This window comes from Pseudovibrio ascidiaceicola, from assembly GCF_900114245.1.
GTDB classification, from domain to species: Bacteria; Pseudomonadota; Alphaproteobacteria; order Rhizobiales; family Stappiaceae; genus Pseudovibrio; species Pseudovibrio ascidiaceicola.
The window spans coordinates 1-16498 of sequence record NZ_FOSK01000004.1 but is presented as its reverse complement, the minus strand read 5'-3'; the positions used below and the strand labels follow the sequence as shown (position 1 = coordinate 16498).

15 protein-coding genes and 1 rRNA gene are annotated in these 16498 nt (G+C 52.4%); 9 read left to right on the top strand and 7 right to left on the bottom strand.

Features of this window, described 5'->3' with window-relative positions; genetic code table 11:
* The first annotated feature begins 54 nt into the window (after nt 1-54).
* Nucleotides 55-819, top strand: a complete 765-nt coding sequence (locus BM231_RS08620) for an HAD family hydrolase (protein ID WP_208860216.1) — start codon at nt 55-57, stop codon at nt 817-819.
* Here BM231_RS08620 and BM231_RS08615 read toward each other — a convergent pair.
* A complete protein-coding gene (locus BM231_RS08615; RefSeq protein WP_093518566.1) occupies nt 729-1619 on the bottom strand; it encodes a LysR family transcriptional regulator in 891 nt (296 codons plus the stop codon). The genes BM231_RS08620 and BM231_RS08615 overlap by 91 nt on opposite strands.
* A 130-nt stretch (nt 1620-1749) precedes the next feature.
* Here BM231_RS08615 and BM231_RS08610 point away from each other — a divergent pair, with 130 nt between their 5' ends.
* The gene (locus BM231_RS08610; protein WP_093518564.1) at nt 1750-2202 is read left to right on the top strand and encodes a hypothetical protein; all 453 of its coding nucleotides are present in this window, start codon (nt 1750-1752) and stop codon (nt 2200-2202) included.
* 141 nt (nt 2203-2343) lie between these two features.
* Here the strand turns inward: BM231_RS08610 and BM231_RS08605 are convergent, their stop codons facing one another.
* The gene (locus tag BM231_RS08605) at nt 2344-2670 is read right to left on the bottom strand and encodes a hypothetical protein (RefSeq protein WP_093518562.1); all 327 of its coding nucleotides are present in this window, start codon (nt 2668-2670) and stop codon (nt 2344-2346) included.
* Nucleotides 2671-3353: 683 nt separating this feature from the next.
* Here BM231_RS08605 and BM231_RS08600 point away from each other — a divergent pair.
* Nucleotides 3354-3839 (top strand): hypothetical protein, encoded by a 486-nt coding sequence (locus BM231_RS08600; protein ID WP_093518560.1) that lies wholly within the window; start codon nt 3354-3356, stop codon nt 3837-3839.
* Between the two features lie 302 nt (nt 3840-4141).
* On the opposite strand, the gene BM231_RS26855 is transcribed toward BM231_RS08600, so the two are convergent.
* Nucleotides 4142-4333 (bottom strand): hypothetical protein, encoded by a 192-nt coding sequence (locus tag BM231_RS26855; RefSeq protein WP_139226345.1) that lies wholly within the window; start codon nt 4331-4333, stop codon nt 4142-4144.
* Nucleotides 4334-4629: 296 nt separating this feature from the next.
* Between BM231_RS26855 and BM231_RS08595 the strand changes: the two genes are divergently transcribed.
* Nucleotides 4630-4914 (top strand): GIY-YIG nuclease family protein, encoded by a 285-nt coding sequence (locus BM231_RS08595; protein WP_093518558.1) that lies wholly within the window; start codon nt 4630-4632, stop codon nt 4912-4914.
* Between the two features lie 402 nt (nt 4915-5316).
* Nucleotides 5317-6789 carry a DEAD/DEAH box helicase gene (locus tag BM231_RS08590; protein WP_093518556.1) on the top strand — a complete coding sequence of 491 codons (1473 nt, stop codon included), beginning with the start codon at nt 5317-5319 and terminating at the stop codon, nt 6787-6789.
* Between the two features lie 42 nt (nt 6790-6831).
* Here BM231_RS08590 and BM231_RS08585 read toward each other — a convergent pair whose 3' ends face one another.
* Complete coding sequence (locus BM231_RS08585) at nt 6832-7239, bottom strand: cupin domain-containing protein (RefSeq protein ID WP_093518554.1); 408 nt, start codon at nt 7237-7239, stop codon at nt 6832-6834.
* Between the two features lie 322 nt (nt 7240-7561).
* Between BM231_RS08585 and BM231_RS08580 the strand changes: the two genes are divergently transcribed.
* The gene (locus BM231_RS08580; RefSeq protein ID WP_093518552.1) at nt 7562-8452 is read left to right on the top strand and encodes a class I SAM-dependent methyltransferase; all 891 of its coding nucleotides are present in this window, start codon (nt 7562-7564) and stop codon (nt 8450-8452) included.
* Between the two features lie 385 nt (nt 8453-8837).
* Here the strand turns inward: BM231_RS08580 and mgtE are convergent, their stop codons facing one another.
* Nucleotides 8838-10244, bottom strand: coding sequence for a magnesium transporter (gene mgtE / locus BM231_RS08575; protein WP_093518550.1), 1407 nt, complete (start codon nt 10242-10244; stop codon nt 8838-8840).
* Nucleotides 10245-10506: 262 nt separating this feature from the next.
* On the opposite strand from mgtE, the gene BM231_RS08570 reads away from it, so the two are divergent.
* A complete protein-coding gene (locus BM231_RS08570) occupies nt 10507-11622 on the top strand; it encodes an extracellular solute-binding protein (protein WP_093518549.1) in 1116 nt (371 codons plus the stop codon).
* 98 nt (nt 11623-11720) lie between these two features.
* Here the strand turns inward: BM231_RS08570 and BM231_RS08565 are convergent, their stop codons facing one another.
* Nucleotides 11721-13331 carry a BCCT family transporter gene (locus tag BM231_RS08565; protein WP_093518548.1) on the bottom strand — a complete coding sequence of 537 codons (1611 nt, stop codon included), beginning with the start codon at nt 13329-13331 and terminating at the stop codon, nt 11721-11723.
* A 781-nt stretch (nt 13332-14112) separates the two neighbouring features.
* On the opposite strand from BM231_RS08565, the gene BM231_RS27470 reads away from it, so the two are divergent.
* Complete coding sequence (locus BM231_RS27470; RefSeq protein WP_280142332.1) at nt 14113-14247, top strand: hypothetical protein; 135 nt, start codon at nt 14113-14115, stop codon at nt 14245-14247.
* 47 nt (nt 14248-14294) lie between these two features.
* Here the strand turns inward: BM231_RS27470 and BM231_RS08560 are convergent, their stop codons facing one another.
* Entirely contained in the window at nt 14295-15272 is a 978-nt protein-coding gene (locus BM231_RS08560; protein WP_093518547.1) for an aldo/keto reductase, read from the bottom strand.
* A 1137-nt stretch (nt 15273-16409) separates the two neighbouring features.
* Between BM231_RS08560 and BM231_RS08555 the strand changes: the two genes are divergently transcribed.
* Nucleotides 16410-16498, top strand: a 16S ribosomal RNA gene (locus BM231_RS08555); the annotation flags it as partial.

Genomic DNA, 16498 nt, shown 5'->3' with positions numbered 1-16498 from the left:
TGCCACACCCGCATCCAAAAGCTACGCTCCCGTTTTGCCATTGGGAATATTGCTGTGCCTTTTTTATCGGTCCCACCTAAGCTTGTGATTTTTGATTGTGATGGCGTGCTCGTGGATTCTGAGCCGCTCTACATACGCGTCTTGCATAAACTGTTGCTGTCCTACGGAGGGACGCTGACCTTCCAGGAATGCTGGGAGATGTTCGTCGGCAAAACCAGCCGTGAGGTAGAGGCCTACCTCAAGGAGCAGGGCCTAACCGCGCCCGATCATTGGAACAAGGACTTCCACGAGCAGTCAAACGCTCTGTTGGAGAAGGAAGTCCAGCCCGTCAACGGCATTCAGCAGGTGATAAAGCAACTCGCAAATGCTGGTATTCCCATCTGCGTCGGCTCCAACGGCCATCCGTTCACGGTCCGCATGTCGCTGGAAATCACCGGCTTGCTGCCATGGTTTGGCGACAACGTCTTCACCGCAACCGATGTAGGCATCCCCAAACCAGCGCCGGACCTGTTCCTGCACGGCGCGAAAATGGCAGGCATCAGCCCGGAGCACTGCGTTGTGATTGAGGACAGCGCCACCGGCATGAAGGCCGCCGCCAGCGCCGGCATGCGCTGTTTTGTGTACTCACCAGAAAACATCCCAACCCCAACAAACCTTTTCGGAGCACACCCTTTCCAATCCATGACAGCCCTGCCAGAACTACTGGGCCTCGTGCCGGCTGAACGCCCCTACCACTCCTCAATCCATCGTTTCCAGAAGATGCTTGCCTCATCAACGAAGGCTCGGACGTGTGGCAGTTGGAAGTCACGTTCCACATAAACCAGACTGAAGTTTTTCAGGCTTTGCACCTCATCAGGAAACAGCGCAACCAGCTCCGGGTTCTTGGCGAGTTCGCTCTCAGGCAAAAGGCCGATCCCCAACCCGGAATGGACCGCCTGCAACATCAGCCGGAACCCGGCGCTCAGCAACCGCGGCTGAATCTCAATTGAACCGCCAGCAGTTGTCGGCCATCGGGTCTCCGGCAAACCATCAGAGTCACGCAGAGTAATGCACTTGTGGTCGGCAAGCTGCTCGGGCGTTGCAGGGGTACCCGCTGCATCAAGGTAGCCCTTTGTGGCCATTGGTATTCTGCGGCTGAGAAACAGCTTCTTCACGATCAGGTCGGGATCACGCACTGGCCCAAAGCACATAGCCACATCCACACCCGCAGCGCGAAAATTAGTCCTGCGGTTGGTCACAACCACATCCAGCGAGACCTTGGGATACTTGGCAGCAAACTCGGTAAACAACGGCACGGCCAGCATATCGCTCTCGGGCAAGGAAACGCACAACGGACCACTGGGCTCACTGTCGTAATTCTGGACCGCCGTCCATGCCGCATCAATATCCGCAACAACCCGCGTGGCACGGTGGTAGAGCTCCTTGCCGGCAACGGTTGGAAACAAACTGCGTGTGTTCCTCTGCAGCAGCCTCACACCAAGCATTTTCTCCAGGTCACCAAGACGCCGGCTCAGGGTGGGCCGCGTCATCTGCAAGTGCTCTGCTGCCGCCATGATGCTCCCGCAATCCACGATAGCTTTAAACTCAAGCAAACGATCTGCGCTGGGTTTTTTGAACATTATTCGTCTTCCAAATGAGCAGCTGATGACAATTCTTTATCATATAATCGAAATTTGGACGATGCTATCCGTCTCCTGAAGTTTGCCGCAGGGGCATGTTCTGCGGATCCTCATGAGTTTGGAGTAAGGAATGGACTACCTCATCGCACGCTTTGTGCACATTCTTCTCATTGCGGCATGGTTTGGCATGACAATAAGCGGCAAGCAAAGAGCCCAATGGTTTGCACGCGAAAACCTTGCAAAAGCAGCCCCGCCAGAGATCTACCTGCGCAAAGCCTCCGTTGCAGGCTCTTTGATCGGTCTGGGTGTTATCGCCAGCGGGTTCTGGCTCATCCATCTTCTGGGTGGCTTTGATGCCGTGCCATGGTCCATCTCGCTGGGGTTTGCAGCCAGCCTCGCAATTGTGTTGATCGGCGGTCTTATGATTGGCCGCAACTGGAAGAAACTGGCGACAAGAAGAGCCGCCGGAGCCCCGCAGGCAGAGTTGGAGGCCATCGCAAAACAGGTCGGCTTGTGGGAGCGTGCAGTCCAGCTCCTCTGGCTGGTCGCACTGGTCTCAATGGTATTCAGGTTCGAGTTGTAACCCCGGCATCCCACCTCAACCAAACAGACACAAAGATGCTGGCCTGCGGGCACAATTCGCCCGGCCGCAGACCAGCAGGACACTCATGAAGGGCTGTGTAAGGGTGGTGCTGCCAGCCCTTGGAGTGCCGTTCACGGTGATCTAATCAAGAGACACAGTTTTAGTGTTGACCAATGTTGGAGAGGCGACGCTGCGTGTCGCGTGACCGGATAATCCTCTAGGGAAGGAGCTGCCGGACAACGCATCAGTTAAAATTCCGCAGGTCTTGTTGAGTGCCTCTAGGCGGTCAGATAGTGCACAATGCAAAGTGAGCAAAGCATCCCGCTCACAACTGTTCTTCATCCGCTCGCACAGCACTAGATGCTGCATGTAAGCAAAGTTCTGAAGATCAGAAACAGCAACGTTTACTTCGTCAATTTCATTTTGAAGAGTATTTGTGGCGCCACAGGCGCATGCAGTGTCGTCCATATTCAAAGCCTTCTTTTCTGGCTGTTGAAGATCCGCACGACAAGGAGTTTTCTACGACCCACTGGCGAGCGGGAGGTTAGAAACCTGGAAAAGACAGGCGAGTTTATTCCCCCCCGAAGGAGGTGTTGTATTCACCGCCCTCCCGCTCATAGCAAAGGGTTTGCGCCCTTAGAAAAAAGACACAAAAAATCCGCTAGTTGACGGGAGCGGTAGCCGCTTTTCAGAGGTTTCTACGCCTCACATATGAATGTGGAATGGAACCGTGCCCCTGTCAACGAAAAGTTGCAGAAGAAGGCGGAGGTGTTGCCCCAAGGATACGCTGACGACGCCCACCACCGTCATCCCTGCCTCCGAGCCGGGATCTAGCAAGCAGTAGCTCTTTCGATATTGGCTTGATCAGTTATGATTTACAGATGAACTACAATTATCTCATAACTTTCAGAGAGTAATGCGTATTTCGAATTTGCTGTTGTTTATTGATGAATTATGCATTAGTTGTATAAAATTTTCTTGCAATTATAACTGCTTCGACGAAGATTGGATGTAGACAGTGGTGATGGTCGGCGCTGTTCTCTTCATTATGTTTGCATCGTTCGACTAGCCAAATTCGATTGCAAAATGCTTGGACAGTAACAGTTACCTTAAGCTGCAACGTTGGCATGGTGATGCGAAAGGGATTTTGCATGTTTGGTGGTTTTCGGAAAAAGGTGACACGACAGACCATCGAGATGGTTAAGCAGCCGTATGCAATATTTCAACACCACCACGGTATCCCTGCAGGATTTTGGCAGGATGAGTTTGTTGTAGGTTTCTTTGGGTCCATGGCTAGCATGGTTGCGTTGATACTTGCCAAAGGTAAGTTGAGCCGAACTGATAGAGGTTATGTACTCCAAGAAAGCTTTTCTGCTCTCTCCAATATGAGCGGTATGGCAATAGCTCAAAGATTTACCGAGCTTACCATGCAAAAGCCTATGAGTGCATCATTCAAGCAAGGAGCAGATAATGGTGCGATTATCTCGCTTGCGATGTTTGGAACGACAGCCCCGGAAGATCAGGTGATGATTGATGCTGCAGAACAAGAAGCAGCTCGTTTGGGGCTTCCATTGCCAAGCTATTTGATGATGACACTTTATGTCGAGGAGCTTAAAGAGCGTTTCAATCTAACTTAGATGTCTTACGCCCCACCTCTTGCATTCCCACAATCTTCCCTATTTCCCTTCAACCAACGCACTCATCAGGCAAGTGTTGTGGGCTGGGCCCTGCCGCTTTGCTCTGGATACCGGATCTTCGCTTCGCTTGTCCGGCATGACGGTGAGGGACGTTTGGGCAGACTTTAAAGCCCCCACCGCCGTCTTCCCGCACTTGATGCGGGATCCAGCCGGAACTCACCTCAGATAACGACCTAGCCATATCATGCAGTTGGCATTTCGCATGTACACCCACAAACTACAGCATGCTCACAAACGCCTCCTCAGCCAACGCTCTCACCAGGCATACGCTGTGAGCACCGCTCTCCTGTCTTGCTCTGGATACCGGATAGTCGCTTCGCTCGTCCGGCATGACGGTGAGGGACGTTTGGGCAGAACATAAAGCCCCCACCGCCGTCTTCCCGCACTTGATGCGGGATCCAGCCGGAACTCACCTCAGATAACGACCTAGCCATATCACACGGTTGGCAATCTGCATGTACACCCACAAACTACAGCATGCTCACAAACGCCTCCTCAGCCAACGCATTCATCGGGCATACGCTGTGAGCGTCGCCCTACTGCTTAGCTCTGGATACCGGATCTTCGCTTCGCTCGTCCGGCATGACGGCTAGGGGCATTTGGGCAAACCTTAAAGCCCCCACCGCCGTCTTCCCGCACTTGATGCGGGATCTAGCTGTAACTAACCCCTGATAACATCCTAGCCACATCACGCAGTTGGCAGGCCACACGGGCACCTGCAAACTACGACATGCCCTATTACATCTACATCACCGCAAGTCAGAGAAACGGGACGCTCTACACGGGCGTCACCAATAATCTGGCACGCCGTATTCATGAGCATCGGGAGAAGGTGGCAACCTCATTTACGGCTCGTTATGGGGTTTCTCAGCTGGTTTATTACGAAGAGTTTGAGCGCATTGGTGATGCGATCGCTCGCGAGAAAAAGCTGAAACGCTGGAGACGAGCGTGGAAACTGAAGCTGATTGAAACACTTAACCCAGCGTGGCGTGATCTGTATCAGGACTTAGCGTGAGGGCTTTAGTGGTCGCTCTAGTTCCCGCATCAAGCACAGGATGACGGCGGCGAGGAGGGCTTTGCGTGGATCATCTCACACCCACCCCCTTGCATTCCCGCGCATTTACCTATATCTCCCGAGGCAACGCGCTCATCGGGCAAATGCTTGGAGCGCCACCCCGCTGCCTGCAATATATTCAGCAAGGCAGCCTGCTCGAGTGGGATGTAACACGGGCACGCACCGTGGTCCGCAGCGTTTCTAGGTCGCTTTCAAAGCTCCTCTCAAACTCCATGGATCTCAATTTTAGCCAGTCTGGCCGCGTAGACACTTGTCTGCGAGGGACATGCTGGCGTTTAATCTATGAGCATCTTCCTGATCCCATATCAGGGGGCGTGCTCTGCACATCTTGGAAGAACGAGAGTGAAGAATTTTGACGAAGCTGGCCTGGCAGAGCCTATCCTGCGCGCCGTAAAAGAAGAGGGCTATGAAGCCCCAACCCCAATCCAGCGTGAAGTAATTCCGCACATGAAAGCGGGCGAGGACATCCTCGGCATCGCACAAACAGGCACCGGCAAAACCGCAGCCTTCGTGCTGCCGCTGCTGACCTGTCTGGCAGAAGACCGCAAAAAACCAGCGCCGCACACCTGCCGTGCGCTTATCCTTGCGCCAACCCGTGAGCTTGCCTCGCAGATCGCCGATAGCGTGCGCACCTACGGCCAGTTTATCGGCCCATCAACTGCCGTTATTTTTGGTGGTGTAAAGCCCGGCCCACAGCTGCGCGCCCTGTCCAGAGGTCTGGACATTGTGATCGCCACACCGGGCCGTCTGGAAGACCACATGAGCACCGGTGGCATCAAGCTGGATGCCACAACAACAGTGGTACTGGACGAAGCCGACCAGATGCTGGACCTTGGCTTTGCCCCAGCCATCCGCCGTATTCTTGGCAAACTGCCAAAAGTACGCCAGACAGTGCTGCTCTCCGCAACCATGCCACACCAGATCCGCAAGCTGGCGAAAGAATTCCAGACCAACCCGCGTGAAATCTCCGTGGCGCCGGTCTCTCGTCCAATTGAGAAAATCGAGCAGTCCGTTCGCTTCCTCAACTCAAGCTCAAAGCGAGCTGCCCTGCAGGAAATCCTGTCGGAAAAAGACATCGAACGCGCCATCGTCTTCACCCGCACCAAGCGCGGCGCAGACCGTGTCAGCGGTCATCTGGACAAAGCAGGCCTCAGCTCCGCAGCCATCCACGGCAACAAGAGCCAGCGCCAGCGCGAAAGATCGCTTGATGGCTTCAAAAACGGTTCCATCAAAATCCTCGTTGCAACAGACATTGCTGCCCGCGGTATTGACATTGATGGCGTCAGCCACGTGGTCAACTACGAGCTGCCGAATGTGCCGGAAGCTTACGTTCACCGCATTGGCCGCACAGCCCGCGCAGGCAAAAGCGGTGTTGCCATCTCCCTGTGTGATGCAACAGAACAGCCATACCTGCGCGACATTGAACGCCTGATTGGCCGCAAAATCCCGTCTGGGGATGGCGATTGGGCAGGCGGTGAAATGCCTGCGTATGACCCAACAAACGAACAAACACAGCTGAAGCGCCACAAACGCCCGCAAGGCAACCGTCGCCGCAGCGGTGGTGGAGGTGGCGGTGCTGGCCGCTCAGCCGGTGGTGCTGGTCGCCCAGCTGGCGGTGCAGGCTGCAAGGGTGCCGCACAAGGCAGCAAACCAGCAGGTGAAGCAGGCGCAAGACCAGCTGGTGCAAAGCCAAACGCAGGTCGTGGCCGCGGCGGCAAACCAAACGCCAATGCGCGTCCGGCTCAGAAAAACGGCCCAAACCGTAGTCAGAGCAACAGACCACGCCGCGCAAAACCAGCAGCTGCGCAGCGCTGATTTTATAAAACACGCCGGGGCTCACAAGCCCCGGTTTTGCTTTCAGGCTTCAGCAGACTCAGTCGCCTCGTCCTCCGCACGGGTGCTAAAATTGGCAGGCGAGACGATCTCGATCAGCTCAAAATCCTCTGAATGTTCAATCTCGCGGTGGCGAATACCCGCTGGCTGCACCACGCAGTCCCCCGGTTTCACCGTGCGGATGCCATGCCCCTCATACTCAAACCGCGCCCAGCCTTTCAGCACATAATAAAACTGAAAGGAGCAATCATGCACATGCCATTGCCCCGTCGCATTATGCCCTTCACGCGCTTTAATCACATGCGCAACCACAGCCCCATTGGTGGCATCCGCCACGCCAAGGTCGCGATATTCAAAATAACTCCGCAACCCCCGCGCCTCAAACTCCCCAGCCTCACCTTCGCTGTGGCTGAAACTCTGTTCCTGTTCCATAAAAATCCCTCCCTCTCTGAACTCAGTAGGTGCCGAATAAAACAAAAACTATCTTGAGTTTACCGAAGAGAAAAGAGAGCACCGCCAAGACCCGGCTCAGTCTCATGACTGAGCATTAATCGCAGTACAACCAGTAGATCTTCAACAACACGTAGGCTCATTACAAAGTCAACAAATCGCATAAACTGACATGGTTACACTGGGCATTTTCGGTCATTACTTTTAGTAAATTGCGCCATTTTTTAATCTACCGTAGAGTTTCTCGCCATTATTATTTTTCTCCGCTCTCCGGAGGCATTATTGTACTGTCGAAGGCTTCTAAATGACCGCGTTGACCAGAACACAGATTGAAGAACAACTAACAAGGCACCAATTTTATCACATCATTGATCTTCCGTTTGGACTTCAGACACCCGGACGTCCGCATTTTAAATACATGTGGGATTTGGTGATCGAATCTCTCGATAAGATCGATTTCACTGGGAAACGGGTTCTGGACATCGGCTGCCGCGATGGCCTCTTTAGCTTTTATGCAGAAGAAAAAGGGGCTTCAGAAGTCATTGGGGTTGATAACTTGATATCGACCGGCGCAGTTGAAATCGTTATTCCAGCCCGGAAATCGAAGGTCAAGATGGTGGAAATGAACGTAAATGACCTCCGCCAAGACACATTCGGAAAGTTCGACGTCATTATATTTGCCGGTGTTCTTTATCATCTCAGATATCCATTTTGGGTGATGAAAAAGCTTCAAGAATGCCTAAGTCCAGGCGGCACCATGATTGTTGAGAGCGGCATTCTCACTTCGATGAGCCAGTACCCGATGATGTTCTGCCCTGCCGGTGAAGTAAAAGGCCCTTATGATCCAACATCGTGTACCTTCTTCAACGTCATCGGAATGAAATGCACTCTTCAATCTATGGGTTTCATTGATGTGGAACTCGATTCACTCATCCGGCATTCAGGCGATGGTCATGAGCGACTGAAAACAGATGATGCGAGCCTGGATAAATCCTTTGACCGAAAGATTGGTCGCGCTGTTTTTTCGGCTACAAAGGCAGAGACAGCTGTGAATGAGCAGTGGGTTGATAACTATTGGGATGGAATTCAAAACGTTGAGGTCCTGCGAGAGCGTGCACGACGAGAGCGTGCGCGACGTAGCGAAACAAAGGCCCATCAGGGTAAGGAAGCCGTTGTTAAAAATTTGACGATGTAGCCTTTGCAGTGTTGCGAGTCCCTATGTCCGCTCTAAGATGCTAGGTGCCTCTGCTCGTGCTATACTTAGGTCGTCCGGCATGCTCCGCTGTACAAAGCTTGCCGGACAGGTCTGTTTTCCATCGTTGTAGGGGCTCTATTAGGTTTTATCAGAGCTCAGGTAAGAGTTTTGGGATGGCCGAGCCTCTGTGAAGGGATCTTGCGGCGGCGCTGTGTTGCCAGTTTCTCAATAGTCCATAAACGCCGCCTGTCAGATTTGATATCTACCCATGATCGGCCGACTCGAAAGTCTGCTGTCGGCCTGATTTTCTCGTAGGAATGCCTTAAAGAGAGGATAGTTAGGCCTGCTCCAACCACAGGGACCAGCAGGGCAGGGCACAAGTCGACTAGAGATAAAGAAAACTGGCGGTGGTGAAGTAAACCAGCACCCCAAGCACATCATTGCTGGTGGTGATGAAAACACCCGTCGCCGCTGCCGGATCAATGCCAATCTTGTCCAGCACCACAGGCACCGTCGCCCCCACCATCGCCGCAACCGTGGTGACGATGACCAGCGACGACGCTGCCGTCAGCGCCAGCCACACGGGATCATGAATCTCAAACAGTACGGCCCCAATGCTGATGAGCACAGTCAGCACACTTCCCGCAATCACCCCGTTAGACAGCGCCCCGCAAAACTCCTTCCAAAGCCGAAACAGCGTGCTGCCCGTCCAGATAGACCCCGTCGCAATCCCCTGTACCGCAACAGCAGACGCCTGAAGCCCGGAATTACCCGCCATCGACATGATCACCGGAATAAACGCCGCCAAAATAGCCGCCTTCTCCAGCTCATCCTCAAATGACCCAACCACCAGCGCCGCAACAGCCGACCCAATCAACCCTGTCATCAACCACGGTAGCCGCCCTTTGATGATCCGGCGCACGGAGTCAGATGGCCGCGCTTCCGGCGAAACCCCGCCCATCAACATCAGATCCTCGGAGAGCTCCTCCCGCACAATCTGGTTCATCTGCTCAGTCGTAATCCGCCCAATCAGCTTCCCGTCAACATCAATCACCGGCATGGAGGAGATCTGCCGTTTCGCCGCCTTACGCAGCACATCCTCCTGATCCATCTCCGCAGACACCGCCAGCACATTGGCGTCCATCACATCCCCAATGCGCACCTTCGGTTCCAGCGTTAAAAGCCGCGTTACATCCAGCCGCCCCACCAGCCGGTGCTTGGCATCAACCACAAACACCGTGCGAAACCGCCCCACCAGATCATACTGGCTCTTGATCGCCGCAATGGCCTTCTCCGCCGTGTAGTCCTCATGAAACGCCACAAACTTCCGGCTCATCAACCGTCCGGCTGTATCCTCCCCATGCCGTATCCGCTCCTCAATCTCCGCCTGTGCATCCAGCTGCGGCACTATGATGTCGAGCAAGCTCTGCGGAAACTCATCCAGCGTATCCGCCAGATCATTCTCCTTCAGCGTATTGAGAATCTCCACCAGCCGCGTGGTGGTCCCGTCTTTGAGAAGCTCCGCCCGAAAATCCGGATAAAGCTCGGCAAGAATCTTGGTAGAAGGACGAATAGGCAACAGCGCAAACAACTTGCGAGCGTCCGGCAGGGGCAGGGCAGTCAGCAACTGCAGCAGGTCCGTCGGTGGCCACTTCTTCAGCCGCTTCACCAACCAGCCGGTCTCGTGTGCGCGCAGCAAATGGCGCACCGTCTTCAGCACCTGCTTGTTGTGCTCATGCGCGGTGGTGTCTGCCTTGCTGCTCCACTGAAGTGGCTTCTTGTTCTTTGCCATCCTCCGCACCTTTGTCTGGGTACGATTTTCTGCGTGTGCAGACCATGCCTCAGCGAAGTAAATCTCTCCCTAAGATCAAGCAAAACCAATGCTGTATTTCTATAGCTAAAGTTTTCAAAGAATACCGCAGCCCACAATGAGAAAGCCTTTATAAAATCTAAGTTATGAGGGGCCTTGCGCGGGCGGTTATATAGCCGCCCTTCAGCATAAAATGACGCACACCAGCGTCTACATATTGGAAAATCTCCGAGAAAGATGTGCCATGCTCAACCGGATCTCTCCAAAATTGTGCGTTCAGATTTTAGCTGCTTCATTCCTTTCGCTTTTGGCAACCGGTTTTCTGATTAACTCCTCAATGGCTCAGGACAGTTACGCCCAAGCAGAACCCTACGAGGAACTGAGCGGAGCGGGCTCCATGTACCCCGACGTCCTGTTCAATGAAACTCTGCGCCTCTTCAAAACCTCCAACCCTGAAATCGAAGTGCGATACGACCCGATCGGCAGTGGAGCAGGGGTGTTGGCATTGCAAGCTGGCAAGGTCGATTTTGCTGTCTCCAGCGCTCCGCTGGAAGCGATCCTGGAGCAAGACCTCGATGTTGATACTGCCGATGAGCCTGTCGCCATAGAGGACAAACTGCTGGAGATCCCCATCACCGCAGGCATGCTCGGCATTCTTTACAATATTGAGGGCGTCGGCCACTTGAAGCTCACACGCAACGCACTTTCCGGTATCTTCGACGGCTCTATCCAATATTGGAACCACCGCGAAATCCGCATGGTGAACCCGGACCTGCGCTTGCCAAAACTGAAGATCACCATTGTTGGTCGCAGTGATGCCAGCGGCGCAAACCTCGCCCTCTCCAAGCACCTGTACACCGCCGAAAATGCATGGTCCGGTAAATCCGCCAGCATCTGGCCACTGGAAACCTTCCCGAAAGACGCTGTCCTCGTGCCAAGTTCCTCTGAGGTCGTCACCAAGATCACCGAGAACAATGGCGCAATCGGCTACGCCCCCTCAGCCTTCGGCAGTACTTTGGGAATTCCTATGGCACTGGTGGAAAATCAAAAGGGCAACTTCGTAGCACCTTCACTCAATGCCGGAGAAGCAGCCATCGAGGAGATCAGCAGAAGTGGTGACCCGCTCTCCATCGATGAGATCCACAACCCCGAAGCCCCCAGCGCTTACCCCATCATTTCATTCTTTTGGCTGGTGACGGAAGACGTCTACCCTGATGTGAAAACAGGCACTGCGGTGCGTCAGTTTGCTGAATTTGTTTTGAGCGGACAGGCAAGGGGAGCAGCAATTTCCTCCGGCTACATCCCGCTTCCGGCCAACATGCGCGCAGATGCCAAGAAGCTGGCCGCGACCATCCACTGATTTGGAGCGGGTCACACCACGATCTCACATACGCTCATTTCAAACAAAAAAGCGGCGGGAATGATCCCGCCGCTTTTTGATTTCAGTATGAAGTTTGCCTATCGAGGCTCGCTAAGCAAACCTTTGACGATTGCAAAACATGCGCCAAGCAAGACAATTGCAAACGGAAAGCCGGTTGAAACCGTCATTGCCTGAAGGCTGGAAAGACCACCGCCAAGCAGCAATGCAATCGCAACAAGACCAACCAAAGAGGCCCAGAAGATGCGCTGCTGAACCGGTGCATTCACCTTACCGCCAGCTGTAATAGTGTCGATCACCAAAGAGCCGGAATCTGAAGACGTCACAAAGAATGTGATGATCAGAACAACACCCAGTACAGACGTGATTTCAGCAAGTGGCAAGTTGCTCAGCATCTCGAACAGCTGAATTTCAGTCGCTGCGCCTGCAATTTTGCCAAGGGTAGAAGTTGCTTCCAGTTCAATCGCTGTGCCGCCAAAGGCTGTCATCCAGAGAGTGGTGACAACGCTTGGAATAACCAGCACGCAGATCATGAACTCACGAACAGAGCGGCCACGGCTGATGCGAGCGATGAACATGCCCACAAACGGTGCCCAGGAGAACCACCAAGCCCAATAGAAAGTTGTCCAACCCTGACGGAAGTTATCGTCAACGCGGCCAACTGGGTTGGAAAGTGCTGGCAGATATTCCAGATATGCTTCCAGATTCCAGAACAGCTTCTGCAGGATGTCCAATGTCGGACCAGCCAGCAGAACAAAACCTAGCAACAACGCAGCGGTGATCACGTTGAAGGTGGAAAGGTGTTTGATGCCTTTATCCAGACCCATAACAACAGAACAAAGTGCAATACCAGAGATCGCGATGATCAGCATGACTTTGGTTGTTGTCGTGATTTCCAGACCAAACAAGTGGTTCAAACCAGCATTAGCCTGTTCCGCACCAATACCCAGAGAGGTTGCCAGACCAAACAAGGTGGCAAACACAGCCAAAATATCGATCACGTGACCCGGCCAACCCCAAACGCGCTCACCCAGAATTGGATAAAAGATAGAGCGGACGGTCAGCGGCAGGCCTTTGTTATAAGCAAACAGAGCCAGACCAAGCGCAATCACAGCGTAAGTTGCCCACGGGTGCAAAGCCCAATGGAAGATGGTGGACGCCATGGCAAGACGTTCTGCTTCCGCACCGCTCAGCGCTTCACCGCCCAATGGGGCCCAGCTGCTGTCAGAAGTGATGGAAGAGAAATGGCCAAGTGGCTCAGCCACGCCGTAAAAGACAAGGCCGATGCCCATGCCTGCAGCAAATAGCATGGAGAACCATTCGCTGTAGCTGTAATCTGGTTTTGCATCTCTGCCGCCGATGCGAACCTTTCCCAGTGGAGACACAATCAGGAAGAGGCAAAGCAACACAAAGATATTGCCGGCAATTAGGAAAAACCAGTCAAAACTAGAAGTGAGCCAAACACGTAGATCACCAAAGACCGGACCAATAGCGTCTTTATAGAGCAGAGTAATCGCAACAAAAATTGCAATCGCAATACTGGAGATGGTGAAAACGATATTGTGGACATCAAACGCAACACCAGCGATTCGCGGCGTAATATTGTCTTGTCCTACTTCATAATCAGTATCAATAAGATTGGACGGCCCTTCGGGGGCCGGGATAAGATCTGCGCAGGTTTGATCAGTCATACTGGTCCTGTTTATTGGCAGATATCCACGCATGCAGCCCGAGTGCGCACGTCACGTGGATTTAGCAGCTCAGCCAAGAGCCATGATCCGCTTGTTAGCCATCTGCCGCGAAAGCTCATGGGCGAGCCTATACGATCACTGCCAGAAATGGGTTCCACGCACAAAGGGCGGAAGCTGGCAACGCGGTTGCCTCCATGGCGGAGGCACAGACGGATAGCGATGCCATACAGCGAAAGTGATCTGGCTTAGCAAGAAGCCGTCGCTGACAGTGATTAGTTAGGCACCACTTGGTGTGCGCGAAACCTACAAATTTAAATGCATTACACACAAGAGTAAAAATACGTAGTCTTGGGGATAGCTTTTGATGATTTGCCCGATCCTGCAAAAGCAATGTCAGAGAGACCAGAAATCCTGTCTCACATCTCTAAGCGCGTGATCTTCATATTCTGTTTTGAGGCCTCATACCGTTCGAATCTGCCAGGTTCAAAGAATAGCGATCTCTTCCATGTAGTCTTGACTATGCAAAGATGAAGATATTTCAGGCCCAATGAAGCACGTCAGTCGGGCTGCTTTCTCATTAATGGTCTTCTCATCGCAAACCTGACTGAGTGAATTGAGGTTCGGACACAGTGCAGATAATATCATTCAAGGGGAAACAGCCAGTTTCATGCCAGATATATAGGTTCACTCAGGCATCGAAACGGTTCTTTGACATGTTCTGGAGCTCCGTGGTCCAACAGCCATTTCCTATCGATTTATGAAAGAGAAGGAGATTGGGTTTGTGTCTGAAAATAAAACCAATGCTGATCTTGGAGACAGCGATCCGGGTGTTGTAGCTGCGTTTAAATGTAGTCGACCAAGTTATGAGGGCACAGCCTATATATTAAAGACACTTTGGCTCAGGGTTGCGAAGTGAAAACCCAGTTCCTCAGAACTGGGTTTTGTTGGATCGCTCTCTGTACCTTAAGAAAGCGCCCATTTGGCAACGATGCCTTCAGCGCCTGTCAAAAGGTCAGCATCGTAAGAGCGTGTTGTCACCTCTATATTCTCTTTCACCTGCCATTCCTGATAGGCCCCGGTAATAATGGGCCCGACAGCGTCCTGTGCCATCAACCACCCCATAGCCAGATGGGCCAGAGGCATACTGGCTTTTTCAGCGTAAGCTTTCAACTCGTCAGCACAGCCCAGATACTGCTCTAATAGCGGAGAATTCAGTTTCGGGTTGTTGGCACGATCATCATTTTGATCAAAGTTACCGCTTGCTTTGAAAGTTCCTGCCAGCAATCCCTGCATCAAGGGGCTATAAGGCAAGTATTTGAGGTCATGTTCCTCGCAAAGCGGAATGATCTCATCACGACTACGGTAACTCAGCGGTATATTATGATAATGCGTGGCATTTGGCTCCAGAAGATTATAAAGCCCCTGATAGGTTGCCAGCTCACAATGCTGCATCAGCTCTTTGGTCATCTTCAGTGAGAAGTTGGAGACGCCCAGATGTCGAACCTTCCCACTCTCCACAACAGCGCGCAAACCTTCGGCGGTCTCTTCAATAGGTGTATGGGGATCAGGCCAATGACATTGCAGCACATCAATATACTCTGTCTGTAAGCGCTCGAGTGATTGATCCACCTCCTCTATAATGGAAGCCTTGGTCAGATTGTTTTTGACAGCTCTTTCCGGGTTGTTCCAAACCAGCCCGCACTTGGTGGCAATATACAGTTGATCACGTTCAAAGGTCTTGAGGGCCTCACCCAAAAGCGTTTCTGCATGCCCCAGCCCGTAAACCGGCGCGACATCAAAGAAATTGATGCCCAGCCCAACGGCTTTTCGCATGGTTCGGATTGAGGTTTGATCCTCGGTGTCATTCCAAGTGCCACCCACAGCCCAGCAGCCAAACCCCAGCACAGACGCATTCATATCTTTCAAAGCTCTGAAAATCATCGTTATTTCCGCTATTAAAACTCCCAGGAAGGAGGGGATCACACAAAAATAAACTAAGCAATGCGCCATAACCGCCTTTCCATACCTGAAGCTAATGATCAAAAGCCATTTGCAGCGGGGGGAGTTTTTTTGTTTGGGGGGGATAAGATTTGATAGAAGGGGAGTAAGTCCTGCCTATCAATTGGCCGGAGCAGGTGGCGTTTGATGATGCCAGTTATAGTCCTACGCTTTTCCAAACGCATTGTTCCATTGTCGTGAGTGCACATAAGAACGCACAAAAACGCTGTTTCGCGCAAAATCACGCAAATGAACGCAATGACTGCGTTTCTCACTAGGCGTCTGCTCACTGCCCCGTCGGGATTGCTGTGAGTTCAGGGTGCAGCAGCATAAGCCACGACCTCCATGCCCTCTCATTCACTATTCAGTTTTCAAAGAACGCGGATTGCTCCGAAGATTGCTTGCAGGCGTTTTGAGAGAGTGCAGTCTGATTTGATCGCGGTCTATTCCTGTAATGTTCTCCCTGAGTCTCTGGTGGCTGGGAGTTAGAGCCGGAAAGTGGCTGGTGGTATTAAGGGGAAATGAGGCGGCTCAACGTTCCCGTTAGGTGAGCTTAATTGGATGGAATTGTCCCCCACAGGTCTGGTGTGGAATTGAAACGGCGTGTTTCTGCGGATTAGGTATGTTTTACACATAGGTAGATGATGTTTTTGCGTTTTTTTGTCGTTTTCAGGTTGACGGTTGGAGGGCTCAGGCCTATAACCCAGCTCATCGAGAGCGACGGCGCTGCCGGCGACGGCACGATGCGCTCTTGAGTTCCTCGAAAGGATTGATTGCTCATGCACAATCAGAGATGATTGTGTTGATGAGTGATTTACTCTTTTGAGTGTGGGTGAAAGCCCTGTTCATTGACAATTGAATACGGAAGAAGAAAGAGAAACGTGGACGGCGGTTATTCGCGAGTGTTTTGGTAACAAGGCACTGTTACGGAATAACTGACTTAGTTTACGTTTTTCAGAACACCAAAGATTTGGATTTCGGTCTAAATTATTTGCGTGTTCCTCGTCTATTAATTGGCCATTTATGGTCGGTTAGATTTGAGTACAGAAACGTGATTTAAGTTGGGATTAATATTCAGTAAAACCTGAGAGTTTGATCCTGGCTCAGAACGAACGCTGGCGGCAGGCCTAACACATGCAAGTCGAACGGATCCTTCGGGATTAGTGGCA

Bases quoted from the DNA above. Each gene is read 5' to 3' on its own strand.
- BM231_RS08585 (WP_093518554.1), bottom strand. From the start codon at position 7,239: ATGGAACAGGAACAGAGTTTCAGCCACAGCGAAGGTGAGGCTGGGGAG.
- BM231_RS08595 (WP_093518558.1), top strand. From the start codon at position 4,630: ATGCCCTATTACATCTACATCACCGCAAGTCAGAGAAACGGGACGCTC.
- BM231_RS08580 (WP_093518552.1), top strand. From the start codon at position 7,562: ATGACCGCGTTGACCAGAACACAGATTGAAGAACAACTAACAAGGCAC.
- BM231_RS08615 (WP_093518566.1), bottom strand. From the start codon at position 1,619: ATGTTCAAAAAACCCAGCGCAGATCGTTTGCTTGAGTTTAAAGCTATC.
- BM231_RS08610 (WP_093518564.1), top strand. From the start codon at position 1,750: ATGGACTACCTCATCGCACGCTTTGTGCACATTCTTCTCATTGCGGCA.
- mgtE (WP_093518550.1), bottom strand. From the start codon at position 10,244: ATGGCAAAGAACAAGAAGCCACTTCAGTGGAGCAGCAAGGCAGACACC.
- BM231_RS08560 (WP_093518547.1), bottom strand. From the start codon at position 15,272: ATGATTTTCAGAGCTTTGAAAGATATGAATGCGTCTGTGCTGGGGTTT.
- BM231_RS08600 (WP_093518560.1), top strand. From the start codon at position 3,354: ATGTTTGGTGGTTTTCGGAAAAAGGTGACACGACAGACCATCGAGATG.
- BM231_RS08605 (WP_093518562.1), bottom strand. From the start codon at position 2,670: ATGGACGACACTGCATGCGCCTGTGGCGCCACAAATACTCTTCAAAAT.
- BM231_RS08565 (WP_093518548.1), bottom strand. From the start codon at position 13,331: ATGACTGATCAAACCTGCGCAGATCTTATCCCGGCCCCCGAAGGGCCG.
- BM231_RS26855 (WP_139226345.1), bottom strand. From the start codon at position 4,333: ATGGCTAGGTCGTTATCTGAGGTGAGTTCCGGCTGGATCCCGCATCAA.
- BM231_RS08570 (WP_093518549.1), top strand. From the start codon at position 10,507: ATGCTCAACCGGATCTCTCCAAAATTGTGCGTTCAGATTTTAGCTGCT.